Below are 14,190 nucleotides of genomic sequence, written 5' to 3'. Positions count from 1 at the left end.
GCTGCCCGCCGCCATTCCCGCCCGCGATCCCACCATGACGGGCCGCGGATCTCGGGGACGACCCGTCGTCGCCGGTGTTCCGTCGCCGGGATGCCTTCGCCGGTATCCGCTCGACGCGGGCTGAATCAGCCGACCGACTCCGGTGCCGCGTGCGCGTCGCCGTGAACACGGTGCGCCTCGTCGAACGTCGGGCGCTTGCCCAGCATCCGTCCGACCAGCAGAACCACGCACACCACGACCAGACCGATCAGCACGCCGGCGACGGCGGACATGACCGTGTTGCCCAGCCAGACGACGAAACCGCCGAATGAGGCGAGCAGCTCGTCGACGCCGTGCAGCAGGGCGGCGGGCGCGTGCAGGCCTACCTCGCCGAGGTTGACGACGACCAGGTGACCGCCCACCCACAGCATCGCCACGGTGCCGACCACGCTGATCACGCGGAACACGTGCGGCATCGACCGCACGATGCGTGTGCCGGTGTGACGCACCCTGCGCACCGGGTTCTTGGCCATCTTCAGACCGATGTCGTCGATCTTGACCAGCAGCGCCACCGCGCCGTAGACGACGCTGGTCATGACGAGCGCGATGACGGCGAGCACGCCGAGCGTCTGCCAGATGCCGAGGTTCGGGTCGAGACTCGCCAGCGAGATGAGCATGATCTCGGTCGACAGGATCAGGTCGGTGCGCACCGCGCCCAAGACCAGCCGCTTCTCGTCTCGCGCCCCCTCGTCGGCGTGCCCGTGCGCGAAGCCGAACCACTCGAGCATCTTCTCGGCCCCCTCGAAGCACAGGTAGGTGCCGCCGATGATGAGCAGGTACGGCAGAACCCAGGGCGCGAACGCGGTGAGCAGCATCGCGATGGGGATGATGATGAGGAATTTGTTCGCGATCGAGCCGAGCGCGATCTTGCCGACCACGGGCAGCTCGCGGGCGGGGGTGAGCCCCTGGACGTACTGCGGGGTGACGGCAGCGTCATCGATCACGACGCCTGCAGCTTTCGCGGATGCCTTCATCGCGGCGCTCAGGATGTCGTCGACGACCGCCAGCAGACCAACCGACATGGAAGTCCTCCCCTTGCGCGCCGTATGCGCGCTCCGGCCTGCAAGACTACTGTGCGTGCGGCGCATCCGTGGTGCGCCGAGAGTCGCTCACGGCACCGTCGCGTCGTCGGGCTCCGTGATCACGCCGCGCCTGGAACGCCCGCGCGTCAGCCGAGCGAGACCGAGCAGCGCCGCGGTGAGCGCCAGCGTCAGCAGCAGCTGGACGCGCGCCGTCGGATCGATCATCGCCAGGGCGATGATCACCGCGAGCAGCACGAGCGCCGCCCACGACAGCCAGGGGAATCCCCACATGCGCATCGGCATCTGTTCGCCGTCGTGGTCGGCCCGGCGACGCAGGATGATCTGCGAGATCACGGTCGCCGTCCAGATGACGAGCACGGTCGAACCCACGATGTTCAGCAGTGCTCCGAGCACCGTCACGGGGAACGCCCAGTTGAGCGCGACGGTGACGAACCCGAACGCGACCGACGCGAGCACGGCGACGTACGGCACGCCGCGCCCGCTCGTGCGCGTGACCGCCATCGGTGCGAGCCCGCGCTCGCCGAGGGAGTACGCCATGCGGGAGGCGCCGTAGATGTTCGCGTTCATCGCCGACAGCAGCGCCATCACCACGATGAGCGACATGACCAGGTCGACTCCGGGCACGCGCAGCGTGGCGAGCACAGCCGAGAACGGTCCGTCGAGCACCTCGGGCGAATTCCACGGCAGCACGGCGACGATCACGAAGATGGAGCCGAGGTAGAACACGAGGATGCGCACCATGACCTCACGGACGATGCGCCTGATGTTGTGCGCGGGGTCGTCGGACTCGGCGGCGGCGATCGCGACGACCTCCGTGCCGCCGAATGCGAACACGACGACCAGCAGAGCCGCGGCGATGCCGGCGACACCGTGCGGTGCGAACCCGTCGTGTGCGACGAGGTTGCCGAGGCCTGTTGCCGGAACCCCGGGGATGAGTCCGAGGATGGCCCCCGCGCCCACCAAGAGGAACGCGATGATCGCGAACACCTTGATCGCGGCGAACCAGAACTCGAAGCGTCCGTAGTTGCGCACGCCGAAGAGGTTCACCGCGGTGAGCGCGGCGACGAAGATCAGCACCCACAGCCACGCCGGGAGGCCAGGCACCCACCCCTCGATGATCCCGGCAGCGCCGGTGGCCTCGGCGGCGATCACGACGACGAGCTGGATCCAGTACAGCCAGCCGACCGCGCTTCCGGCGCTACGACCCATCGCGCGCTGCGCGAACGAACTGAAGGCTCCCGAGCTGGGGCGCGCGGCGACCATCTCGGCGAGCATCGCCATGACGAGGATGACGACCGTGCCGGCGATGAGGTACGAGATCAGCACGGCGGGACCGGCGATGCCGATGGCCTGCCCCGATCCGACGAAGAGCCCTGCGCCGATGGCGCCGCCCAGGCCCATCATCGAGATCTGCCGGCGCGTGAGGCCCGGATGCAGACCCTTCGTGGTCGTCGTCGTCAGCGGCACCTCGGTCATCGTGAGACCTCCTCGTCCAGGCCGGGTACGGCCTGTGCCATCATACGGAGAGCGCGGACGGGTCCCTCGTCGGCAGCCGGCACACGAAGTCTCGGCAGTCGTACGCCACGCCCTCGGCTGCGTCCTTGCCTGCGAAGAGCGAGAAGCCGGCATCCGCCAGTGCGCGAGCCTGGGATGGCGTTACGACGGCGACGACGTCGGCGTCGGCTCTGCGGGCGGCGTCCGTGAGCGCCCCGCCGCTGTCGGCGACCGCGACGACCTGTCGCGACGGTCCGGCGAGCACGGCGGCCAGACGCAGCAGGGCGCCGTACGCGAGCGGATGCTGCGGCGCCCGCTCGACGAGCGGTGCGCACAGCGCGACGGCCCGCTCGCGGTGCTCCTCGCCCGCGCCCAGCAGCCAGGCGGTGAGGTGCGCCGATGCCCTGGCAGCCGGCCCCGATGGCAGGTCGCCGTCACTGTCGTCGCCCACGGCCGTGAGACCGCGTGCGGCCATCACCGGGTCGTCGGCGAGCGGCTGAGCGAGCACGGCCAGCGCTCGCGTCGCCCATTCCGCCTCTCCGGTGGCGAGTGCCAGCGCGAGCAGTCCGTCGGCGAGCAGACCGATGTCTGCTGCGGTCGCGACGGCGCTCGCGGGTGCCCCGTCGAGAGACGACCGCACCAGCTCGCCGGTCGCACCCCGGTTGACGTGCAGCACATGCTCGGCCGCCGCGGCCGCCGCATCGATCCACGCCCGCTCGTCCAGCCGCGCCCCGGCCCTGGCGAGCGCCCCGATCGCGAGACCGTTCCAGCCGGTGAGCACCTTGCCGTCGACCGCAGGTGGCTCGAGGGATGCCCGCGCCTCGGCGTCCGCGCGGTAGTAGCCGCCCTCGTTGCGCCGACCGTCGATCCACGACTCGGAGTCCTGGGCCGCGCCGAACGCCCCGCCCTCGCGGCGCAGCACGCCGAGCAGGAACCCCGCGATGCCGCGGACGACGTCGTCGCGCCCCGCGGCGAGCGCGACGTCCATCAGCTGCGCGTTGTCGATGAGCATCCGCTCGTAATGCGGCACCGTCCAGTCGGCCTGGGTCGCGTAGCGGAAGAAGCCGCCGTCGACGGCATCGCGCAGCTGCGACGCCGCCATGGCGTCGAGTGCGCGGCGGGCAGCATCCGCGCCGGCTGCGATCGGATGCTGCAGGAAGCGCAGCGTCGTCGCCATCGGGAACTTCGGCGCCCCGCCGAAGCCGCCGTGCCGGTGGTCCTCCCGCTGCAGGATCGCGGCGGACGCCGCGGCGATCGCGTCGGCATCGGGCATCCCTCCGGCGTCGGCAGCCGCCGCCTCACGCAGAGCGTCCGCGACGGCATCCGCCGACTGGAGCACCTCGGCTCGTCGGTCCGTCCACGCCTCGTTGACCGCGGTGAGCACGCCACGGAACGACGGCATCCCGCCGCGTGCCTCGGGTGGGAAGTACGTGCCCGCGTAGAAGGTGCGCCCCGCGGGCGTGGTGAACACGGTCAGCGGCCAGCCGAGACTCCTGGTGAAGGCCGAGGCCGCGGCCATGAAAGCCGTGTCGACTTCGGGATGCTCTTCCCGGTCGATCTTCACCGGCACGAAATGCGCGTTGATCTGCGCCGCAGTCACGTCGTCGGCGAACGATTCCCGCGCCATGACGTGGCACCAGTGGCAGGTCGAGTAGCCGATGGAGATGAGCAGCGGCACGTCGCGACGGCGCGCCTCGGCGAACGCGTCCTCGCCCCATGGGTGCCAGTCGACGGGATTGTCGGCGTGTGCCCGCAGGTAGGGGCTGAGCGTGTCGGCGAGCCGGTTGGTCATGCCTCCACGGTACGCCGAGACCCCCTGCCGCGGGCCGGTGCGCAGGCGGCAGGGGGTCTCAGGGTGCGTCAGTTCAGGTCGTTCGGGTGCGTGCCGACCCGGCCTGAGCCGTCGAGCGGGTCGAGTCCGTCGATCGCGGTCATCTGCGCGTCGTCGAGCTCGAAGTCGAACACGTCGAGGTTCTCGCGCATCCGCTCGGGCCGCACCGACTTCGGGAACACGATGAAGCCCTTCTGCAGGTGCCAGCGCAGCACGACCTGAGCCGGGGTGCGGCCGGTCGCCGACGCGGCGTCCGCGACGGCAGGGGTGGAGAACAGGTCGTACTTGCCCTGCCCCAGCGGACCCCACGACTCGATGCGCACGCCGTGCTCGGCGGCCCAGCCGGTGATCTCGCGCTGCTGGTACGCCGGGTGCAGCTCGATCTGATCGACCGCCGGGGTGACACCCGTCTCAGCGACGAGGCGCTCGAGGTGCGGCACGAGATGATTCGAGACGCCGATCGAACGGGCGAGGCCGCGCTCGCGGATGCCGATCATCTTCTCCCACGCGTGGACGTAGTTGTCGTTGGCGGGCGTCGGCCAGTGCACGAGGTACAGGTCCACCGCGTCGAGTCCGAGCTTCTCGAGGCTCTCGTCGATCGCCCGGTCCGGCTCGTCGCCGTCATGGCGGTCGTTCCACAGCTTCGTCGTGATGAAGAGCTCGTCGCGCGGGATGCCGCTCTTGGCGATGGCTGCGCCGACGCCCTCCTCGTTCTTGTAGATCGCCGCCGTGTCGATGTGCCGGTAGCCGGCCTCGAGCGCCTCGGTGACCGCACGCTCGGCGTCGTCGGCAGGCACGAGGAAGACACCGTAGCCGAGCTGGGGAATGCTGTTTCCGTCGTTCAGTTCGAGAGTGGGGATCGTCATCGTCCCAGCGTAGGGCCGCTCAGCGGGGCGAGGGCGGGACCGACGGACGCGAGACCGTCGCCGAGAGTCGCGACAGGAGGGTCTCGAGGGGTCCGCGGCCGCGCAGGATCGACCACAGGGTCGAGGCGACGAGCAGCACCACCGCCGACCACAGCCAGACATCGAACGAATCGAGGAAGACGCCGGGTCCGGCGATCAGCGCGTACGACAGCACGTGCGCGCTGTAGGCCGAGAGCGGCATCGATCCGAGCGCGGCGAGCGGCAGCAGCACCCAGCGCAGCGGCGTGCTGAGCAGAAGGCACAGGGCGATCACCGCGACGGCGAATCCGCCCGATCCGATGATCTCAGCCGTGCCCCCGGAGTGCGGTTCGACGGCGATCAGCGCGAGCAGCGCGCTGCCCAGCGGATCCTGATCGGCGAGTTCGGCGAAGTACGACTCCCACCCGGAGGTGTCGACCTGGGCGTCGGGCTCAGCATTCTGCAGGCCGGCATCCAGCGGATAGCAGCTGATGTAGGCGTCGCCGTAGTCGTCGCAGACCGTGCCCGCGAAGTCGATCTCGTCAGGGGCGACGCCCAGCAGCGGCTCGGAGCCGGTTTCACTCGCGCTCGCGCTGAGCGATACCGAGTCGTCGCTCAGCGACGACGCCGAATCCGGATATGTCGATCCGGCGGCCGTACCGGCGACAGCACCCAGGGCGCCGACGCCGTATCCCACGACCGCGAGCAGCACCCCGATCGCGAGCAGCCGCAGGCGATCAGCGGTGCGGTCGAGTCGTGTGCGCCCGATCGCCATCCCCACCAGCAGCAGCGCCAGCCAGACGGTCAGCGGATAGGTGCCGAACAGCACGAGCGCCGCGCCGGGACCGGCGGAATGGAAGGTCAGGGCCTGCAGCAGAGCGAGCAGGGGCGGCCCCGCGATCGCGAGCACGACGGCTGCCATGAGCAGGCGCGAGACGCGCCAGCGCACGAACGCCGCCGCGACGACGTACAGCGCTCCGTAGAAGGTGAGGATGACCGCGATGGGCGTGCCGAGCAGTTCGAGCACGAGTCCGATGGCGAAGATCACCGCGCCGCGGACGACCAGGGCGAGTCTGATCGCGGGCAGCTCCGACACGTCGGGCAGACGGGTGCGTCCGGTCATCAGCGCGACCGATATGCCCGCCAGCACGGCGAAGAGGATCGCCGGGCGTCCGTGTACGAGAGCACCCCACGTCGACGGATCCAGCAGCGACAGCTCGGGCGTGGTGAGCAGATGAGCCGCCATCATGCCCAGCACAGCCACCGCACGCGCGACGTCGAGCCCCATCAGACGCGGAGGTCGCCCGAAGCCGGTGAACCAGGCGCGCAGCGTCGAGACCGGGCGCGGCGGGGCGATGTCGCCCTGGATCGTCGTCACCCGCTGAGTCTATGCACGCGCGCGCGACGCGCGTGCACCCGCGGCGATACGATGGAGGGCTATGTCTTCGCCCCTGATCTCGTACCCGCCCGAGCTGCCGGTCAGCGCCGCGCGCGATGAGATCGCCGCGGCGATCCGCGTCCACCAGGTGGTGATCGTCGCGGGCGCCACCGGGTCGGGCAAGACCACGCAGCTGCCGAAGATCTGCCTCGAGCTCGGTCGCGAGCGCATCGCGCACACGCAGCCGCGTCGGCTGGCCGCGCGCACCATCGCCGAGCGGGTTGCCGAGGAGCTTCGGGTCGAGCTCGGCGGCCTGGTCGGCTACAAGGTGCGCTTCACCGACCAGGTGTCGGATGCCACCCGCATCGCACTGATGACCGACGGCATCCTGCTGAATGAGATCCACCGCGACCGGCTGCTCACCCGCTACGACACGATCATCATCGACGAGGCGCACGAGCGCTCGCTCAACGTGGACTTCCTGCTCGGCTATCTGCGGCGGATCCTGCCCGAGCGCCCCGACCTGAAGGTGATCATCACCTCGGCCACCATCGATCCCGAGAGCTTCGCCGCGCACTTCGCCTCCCCCGCCGCGGACCCCGACGGCGAGGCGGTGCCGGCGCCCATCATCGAGGTGTCCGGGCGCACCTACCCCGTCGAGATCCGCTACCGACCGCTCGTGGACGACGCGGCGGCTGCCGAGGAATCCGGCGGATCGAGCGCGAAACGGCCCGACCGGGGCGGTTCGCCGAAGGGTCTGCGGAGCTCTGTCCGCGCCGGCGCGGAGCCCGAGGACGAGGTGACCGCGATCGTCGCCGCCCTGCGCGAGCTCGAGCGCGAGGCGCCGGGCGACGTGCTCGTCTTCCTCCCCGGCGAGGCCGAGATCCGCGATGCGGCCGACGCCGTGCGCGGCGCGTACCGATCGGCGACCTCCCCGGTCGAGGTGCTGCCGCTGTACGGTCGACTGTCGGCCGCCGAGCAGCACCGAGTGTTCGAGCCGTCGAAGGTCGCCGGTGTCCGCCGCCGCGTCGTGCTCGCCACGAACGTGGCCGAGACGAGCCTCACCGTTCCCGGCATCAAGTACGTGATCGACACCGGCACCGCCCGCATCTCGCGCTACAGCGCGCGGTCGAAGGTGCAGCGCCTGCCCATCGAGGCGGTGTCTCAGGCATCCGCGAATCAGCGCTCCGGACGCGCCGGCCGAACCAGCGAGGGCATCGCCATCCGCCTATACGGCGAGGACGACTTCGACCGGCGCCCCGAGTTCACCGAGCCCGAGATCCTGCGCACCTCGCTCGCGTCCGTGGTGCTGCAGATGCTGTCCCTGGGCTTCGGAGACATCACCGAGTTCCCCTTTCTCACACCTCCCGACTCCCGCGGGGTGAAAGCTGCCGTCGATCTGCTCACCGAGATCGGCGCGGTCGATGCCGTCAGAGGTCAGCAGCCGAGGCTGACGCGGATCGGGCGTGAGATCTCGCGAATGCCCATGGATCCGCGATTCGCGCGGATGCTCGTCGCCGCATCGTCGTCCAACGGGGGCGTGCTGGCCGACGTGATGGCGATCGTCGCCGGGCTCTCGATCCAGGATGTGCGCGAGCGTCCCAGCGCCGACGCGCCGCAGTCCGTGCGCGACGAGGCCGAGCGCATGCACGCGCGTTTCGTCGATCCGACCAGCGACTTCCTCACGCTGCTGAACCTGTGGAACCACCTGCGCGAGCAGCAGAAGGAGCTCGGCTCCAGCGCGTTCCGGCGGATGTGCCGCAACGAGCACTTGAACTACGTGCGCGTGCGGGAGTGGTTCGACGTGCACCGGCAGCTGCGCTCGCTCGTGAAGACGCCGAAGGGTGCGGGTGGCGGCGCCTCGGACCCGGATGCCGTGCACCGCGCGATCCTCGCCGGTCTGCTCTCGCAGATCGGCATCCTCGACGAGCGCACCGCCGCCGGCAGCGCGAACAAGGCGAAGGGCGAGAAGGGCCGCCGCATCGCGGAGTACCGCGGCGCCCGCGGCATCAGATTCTCGATCTTCCCCGGATCCGGTCTGCGCAAGAAGGCTCCGCAGGCGGTGATGGCCGCCGAGGTCGTCGAGACCTCGCGCACCTTCGCCCGCACGGTCGCGGCGATCGACCCGGCGTGGGCCGAGGCTCTCGCGGGAGACCTCGCCAAACGACAGGTCACCGAGCCGCACTGGTCGAAGGATGCCGGCGCCGCTGTCGCCTACGAGAAGGTGACCCTCTTCGGCGTCGAGATCATCCCGAAGCGGCGGGTGCAGTTCGCGCGCATCGACCGCGCCGGCGCGCGCGAGCTGTTCCTGCGCCACGCGCTCGTCGAGGGCGAGTGGGATCCGTCGCGCCTCGACAAGCGGGTGAGCGCCTTCTGGCGCGCGAACGCCGAGCTGCGTCGGCGCCTCCAGAAGCTCGAGGAGCGCGAGCGCCGCCGCGACATCCTCGCGGGCGACGAAGCCGTGTTCGCGTTCTACGACGAGCGCATCCCCCGCGAGGTGTTCGACGTGCGCTCGTTCGAGAAGTGGTGGCGCGACGCGCTGCAGACCTCACCCAAGCTGCTCGTCATGCGCGAGAGCGACCTCGTCGACGACGACAGCAGATCCGATCAGAGCGAGTTCCCCAGCCGCTGGCAGCAGGACGACCAGGTGCTCGGGCTCGCGTACCGCTTCGAGCCCGGCGCCGACGACGACGGCGTGAGCGTCGTCGTGCCGCTCGCCTTGCTGCAGCAGATCCGTGACACGGGTTTCGACTGGCAGGTGCCCGGACTGCGAGCCGAGCTGATCACGGCGCTGCTGCGCGCCCTGCCGAAGGCGATCCGCCGGCACGTCGTGCCCGCTGCCGACTGGGCTGAGAAGTTCGGCGAGCAGGTGAGCGGCGACGGGCCTGAGCATCATTCCGGAGCGCCGGAGCGATCGCTCAAGGAGGCGTTGGCGAGGCTCATCCAGCCGCTCGCCAATCAGCCGGTCTCCGCCGCCGACTTCGACGATGCCCGCGTGCCCGGGCACCTGCTGATGAACTTCAGGGCCGTCGATGAGAGGGGCCGCGTCGTCGGATCCGACCGCCACCTCACCGCCCTGCAGCAGCGGCTGTCCGACCGGTCACGGCAGAGCGTGACCCGCTCGCTCAGCCGCACCGAGCAGCCTCGCCCGTCGCGTCGGAGCACGGAGCGCGTCGCCGAGGCATCCGCTCGCGGCCCGATCGAGCGCGACGACCTGACCGACTGGACCTTCGGCGATCTGCCCGAGCTGCTCGACACGAAGGTCGCCGGCGGCACCGTGCGCGGCTACCCGGCGATCGTCGACCGCGGCAAGTCAGTCTCGGTCCGGGTCGAGGCGACGGCGGATGCCGCGGCCGCGGCGACCCGCGACGGCGTGCTGCGCCTCGTACTGCTGAATGTGCCCTCCCCCGCCTCTTACGTGCAGAATCACCTGACGGCGCCCGAGAAGCTCGCGCTCGCGGCCTCTCCGTACCCGAATGTCGCGAGCCTCATCGAGGACGCCCGCACGGCGGTCGTGCGCGCCCTCATCGATGAGCGCGTGCCGGGCGGGGTGATCCGCACCGAGGCCGATTTCCGGCGCGTGCGCGACGAGGTGAACGGGCAGCTCGTCGACCGCCTGTTCGCGTGCGTCTCGATGGTGGCCAAGATCCTGACGAAGAGCCGCGACGTCGAACGCGGCATCAAGTCGCAGAACTCGCTCGCACTGCTCGGGCCGCTGAACGACATCCGCTCGCAGCTCAGCGCGCTGATCCGCCCCGGCTTCGTCTCCGCCACCGGCGTCGAGCGGCTCGCGCACCTCCCCCGCTACCTCGACGGGATGCTCGAGCGGCTGAAGACCCTCGCGAACGAGCCGGGCAGGGATCGCACACGCATGACCGAGTACGAGCGCGTCGCGAAGGCGTTCGACGACGCGGGCGGCGCCATCCCGCTCGCCCCCGACGCCCCGACACACCTCGTCGAGGTGCGCTGGCTGCTCGAGGAATACCGGATCAGCGTCTTCGCCCAGCGCCTGGGCACAGCGCAGCCGGTCTCGCCGCAGCGCATCATGAAGGCTCTCGCCGGCTCGAGCGCCTCCTGACGAGTCCAGGTAGCGTGGGCCGCATGGCTCACGCAATCGTCTACACCGAGATCGGCACTCCTGACGTCCTGCGACTTACCGAGATCCCGGATCCGGTCGCCGGCCCCGGCGAGGTCGTGGTGCGCATCGAGGCCGCCGGGGTGAACCCGCTGGATGCCAAGCTGCGCCGCGGCGCGCGCCCCTCCGCGCCCATTGTCGAGCCGCGTCGCGTGGGCTTCGACGGCGCAGGCGTGGTGGCGAGTCTCGGCGAGGGCGTCACCGGATTCGCGATCGGAGACCGGGTCGTCATCGACAACGTGCTGGGCACCTACGCGAGCGCACTCGCCGTGCCGGCGTCGAAGCTGTTCCGCCTCTCCGACGGCGTCACGACGGCGGAGGGCGCGAGCCTGGGCATCCCGGTCGGCACCGCTTACCAGTGCCTGCGCTCGCTGGGCGTGGCGAAGGGCGACACGCTGCTCGTGCACGCGGGATCGGGCGCGGTCGGCCAGGCCGCCGTGCAGTTCGCGGTGCTCTGGGGTGCGCGGGTGATCGCCACGGCCAGCCCCGAGCGCTTCGATCAGCTGCGCTCTCTCGGCGCGGAGCCGGTCGCGTACGGCGACGGGCTCACCGAGCGGGTGCGCGATCTCGCTACTGAGGGTGTCACGGTCGCGCTCGACTGCGCCGGCACCGACGAGGCGATCCAGACCTCCCTCGCGCTGGTCGAGGACCGCGACCGCATCGCGACGATCGTCCGCGGTCCGGATGCGGCCGACTTCGGCATCCGCGCCTTCTCGGGCGGCAGTCCCGTCCCGCTCACCGAGGAGGAGCAGGGGTGGCGTCAGGAGGCCATCCCGCTGACGATCAACCTCATCGAGGCGGGCGATTTCCAGGTCGAGCTCGGGCCCGAGCTCCCCCTCGCCGATGCGGCGACGGCGCATGAGCTGATCGAGCGGCACGCGGCGAACGGCAAGATCATCCTCGTTCCCTGACCGCGACTGTTGCGGCGCGGGCGTGCCTGCGCGCGCCGCAACAGTACGACATACGAGGGGCGTCGATGCGCTGCACCAGAGCATCATGAGCACATGACTTCCCCGTGTAGCGCGACTCGGCAGGGCTTCGCGACCGCCCAGGTGCAGGCCGGGTACCAGCCCACCGGCGTGATCAGCGCCGTGCCGCCGATCCACCAGACCGCGGCGTACGAGTTCGCATCGCTCGCAGAGGCGGCAGACCTGTTCGCGCTGCGGCGGCCGGGCACCATCTACGGCCGGAACGCGAACCCCACCCAGCAGATCCTCGAAGAGCGCGTCGCACTGCTCGAGGGCGGGGTGAGCGCGGTGGCCGTCGCCTCCGGGCAGGCCGCCGTCGCTGTCACGATCCTCGCACTCGTCCACCGCGGAGGCCACGTCGTCGCCGCCGACCAGCTCTACGGCGGCACCATCGACCTGCTGCAGGAGACGCTCGACGACTTCGGCATCTCGGTCACCTTCGTCGACCAGGACGACATCGCCGCGTGGCGCGACGCCATCACGCCGCGCACACGGCTGCTGTTCGCGGAATCGGTCGCGAACCCCATCGCCCAGGTGCTCGACATCCGTGCGGTCGCCGACGTCGCGCACGCCGCCGGCGTGCCGCTCGTCATCGACAACACCGTCGGCACCCCGCACCTGGTGCGCCCTGGCGAGCACGGCGCGGACTTCATCGTGCACTCGGCCACGAAGTTCCTCTCCGGACACGGCAGCTCGCTGGGCGGCGTGGTGGTCGATCAGGGCAGCTTCGATTTCGGTGCCGAGCCCGCGCGGTGGCCGCAGTTCACCGCGCCCTACACGCGGTTCGGGGATCTCGTGCTGTGGGAGCGGTTCGGGAGGGGGCAGGCCTTCGCCGCACTGGTGAAGTCGAAGTACGTGCACGATCTCGGCCCGTCGCTGTCTCCGTTCAACGCGTGGCAGATCCTGCAGGGAATCGAGACGCTCGATCTGCGGGTGTCGCGCCAGTCGACCACGGCGCGTCTCGTGGCCGAGCATCTGGCCGGGCATCCGGCAGTCGCGCGCGTGCACCATCCTTCGCTCGACGACAACCCCTGGCGCGACGCCGCCGTGCGCTATCTTCCGAACGGCGCCCCCTCGGTGTTCTCGTTCGACATCGTCGGAGCCGAGGACGACGGGGCGTTCGAACGTGTCGCCGCCGTCGTCGACGAGCTTCGGGTGTTCCGGCTCGTCGCCAACATCGGCGATGCCCGCAGCATGGTCGCGCACCCGGCATCGATGACCCACTCGCACCTCACCGCCGAGCAGCGCGCCGCAGCGGGGATCTCGCTGAACACCGTGCGGGTCTCGGCCGGGCTGGAGGACCCCGCCGACCTCATCGCAGACCTCGACCGCGTGCTCGCGCCCCTGGGGGAGGACGCCCTGGTCGGCGCGCGCTGAGCTGGGCATCTCCTGGTCGTCGATGTCGGACGCCCCGATACGCTGAAGCCATGACCGGACTTCGATGGGGCATCCTCGCGACCGGCGGCATCGCGACCGCCTTCGCATCCGACCTGAGAACCGCAGGACTCGACGTGGTGGCGGTGGGCTCGCGCACGCAGGAGTCAGCCGACGAGTTCGCCGCGCGGTTCGAGATCCCGCGCGCACACGGATCGTACGTCGACCTCGCCGAAGACCCCGAGGTCGACATCATCTACGTCGCCACCCCTCACCCCATGCACCATGAAGACGCCCGGCTCGCGCTGCAGAACGGCAAGCACGTGCTCGTCGAGAAGGCGTTCACTCTCAACCGGGCCGAGGCGGAAGACCTGCAGAAGCTCGCTGCAGAGAAGGGCCTGCTCGCGATGGAGGCGATGTGGACCAGGTACCTGCCGCACATGGTGCGGCTGCGCGAGATCATCGCCGAGGGGACCCTCGGCGAGATCCGCTCGGTGTCGGTCGACCACACGCAGAGCCTGCCCACAGCCCCCGAGCACCGCATCAACGCCCTCTCGCTCGGCGGCGGGGCGCTGCTCGACCTCGGGATCTATCCGATCTCGTTCATCTGGGACGTGCTGGGTGCTCCCACCGACATCACTGCGAGGGCCCGCCTGGGCGAGACGGGCGCGGATGCCGAGGTCGCGACGATCATGACCCACGCGGGCGGCGCGATATCGACCTCGCTCTCCTCCTCGCGGACGGTGGGGCCCAACACGGCCGTCGTGCTGGGAACCGACGCGCGGATCGAGATCGACCGGGTCTGGTACACGCCCACCTCGTTCCGCGTGATTGCGGCCGGCGGAACGGTGATCGAGACGTACGAGTCGCGGGTCGACGGCCGAGGCATGCAGTACCAGGCGCTCGCCGCCGAGGGCGCCGTCGCCCACGGTGATCCGGCCGGCTCCGTGCTCGCCCTCCCCGTCGCCGAGTCGGTGGCCATCATGGGCACTCTCGACGAGATCCGCCGCCAGATCGGCGTCGTCTACCCGAGCGAGAGCTGAC

Annotated in this window: 9 protein-coding genes; 4 read left to right on the top strand and 5 right to left on the bottom strand. The window is 70.6% G+C overall.

Annotated elements, in window-relative coordinates:
- Nucleotides 1-125 precede the first annotated feature (125 nt).
- From PGB26_RS08110 to PGB26_RS08090, 5 genes are all read right to left on the bottom strand, one after another.
- On the bottom strand, nt 126-1,061 hold the full coding sequence (locus PGB26_RS08110; RefSeq protein WP_271637134.1) for a DUF808 family protein: 936 nt from the start codon (nt 1,059-1,061) through the stop codon (nt 126-128).
- Nucleotides 1,062-1,148: 87 nt separating this feature from the next.
- Entirely contained in the window at nt 1,149-2,558 is a 1,410-nt protein-coding gene (locus PGB26_RS08105; RefSeq protein ID WP_271637133.1) for an amino acid permease, read from the bottom strand.
- Between the two features lie 40 nt (nt 2,559-2,598).
- Nucleotides 2,599-4,368: a thioredoxin domain-containing protein gene (locus PGB26_RS08100; RefSeq protein WP_271637132.1), complete on the bottom strand. Its 1,770-nt coding sequence runs from the start codon at nt 4,366-4,368 to the stop codon at nt 2,599-2,601.
- A gap of 68 nt (nt 4,369-4,436) precedes the next feature.
- Nucleotides 4,437-5,273, bottom strand: a complete 837-nt coding sequence (locus PGB26_RS08095) for an aldo/keto reductase (protein ID WP_271637131.1) — start codon at nt 5,271-5,273, stop codon at nt 4,437-4,439.
- Between the two features lie 19 nt (nt 5,274-5,292).
- Nucleotides 5,293-6,669 (bottom strand): heparan-alpha-glucosaminide N-acetyltransferase domain-containing protein, encoded by a 1,377-nt coding sequence (locus PGB26_RS08090; RefSeq protein WP_271637130.1) that lies wholly within the window; start codon nt 6,667-6,669, stop codon nt 5,293-5,295.
- A gap of 61 nt (nt 6,670-6,730) precedes the next feature.
- Between PGB26_RS08090 and hrpA the strand changes: the two genes are divergently transcribed.
- From hrpA to PGB26_RS08070, 4 genes are all read left to right on the top strand, one after another.
- Nucleotides 6,731-10,747 (top strand): ATP-dependent RNA helicase HrpA, encoded by a 4,017-nt coding sequence (hrpA, locus tag PGB26_RS08085; RefSeq protein ID WP_271637129.1) that lies wholly within the window; start codon nt 6,731-6,733, stop codon nt 10,745-10,747.
- 23 nt (nt 10,748-10,770) lie between these two features.
- Nucleotides 10,771-11,715: a quinone oxidoreductase family protein gene (locus PGB26_RS08080; protein ID WP_271637128.1), complete on the top strand. Its 945-nt coding sequence runs from the start codon at nt 10,771-10,773 to the stop codon at nt 11,713-11,715.
- 93 nt (nt 11,716-11,808) lie between these two features.
- Nucleotides 11,809-13,149: an O-acetylhomoserine aminocarboxypropyltransferase/cysteine synthase family protein gene (locus PGB26_RS08075; protein ID WP_271637127.1), complete on the top strand. Its 1,341-nt coding sequence runs from the start codon at nt 11,809-11,811 to the stop codon at nt 13,147-13,149.
- A 50-nt stretch (nt 13,150-13,199) separates the two neighbouring features.
- A complete protein-coding gene (locus PGB26_RS08070; RefSeq protein WP_271637126.1) occupies nt 13,200-14,189 on the top strand; it encodes a Gfo/Idh/MocA family protein in 990 nt (329 codons plus the stop codon).
- Nucleotide 14,190 lies beyond the last annotated feature (1 nt).

The organism is Microbacterium sp. nov. GSS16 (assembly GCF_028198145.1).
GTDB lineage: Bacteria > Actinomycetota > Actinomycetes > Actinomycetales > Microbacteriaceae > Microbacterium.
The sequence above is the reverse complement of the archived record's forward strand: the minus strand, read 5'-3'. Positions and strand labels throughout refer to the sequence as shown.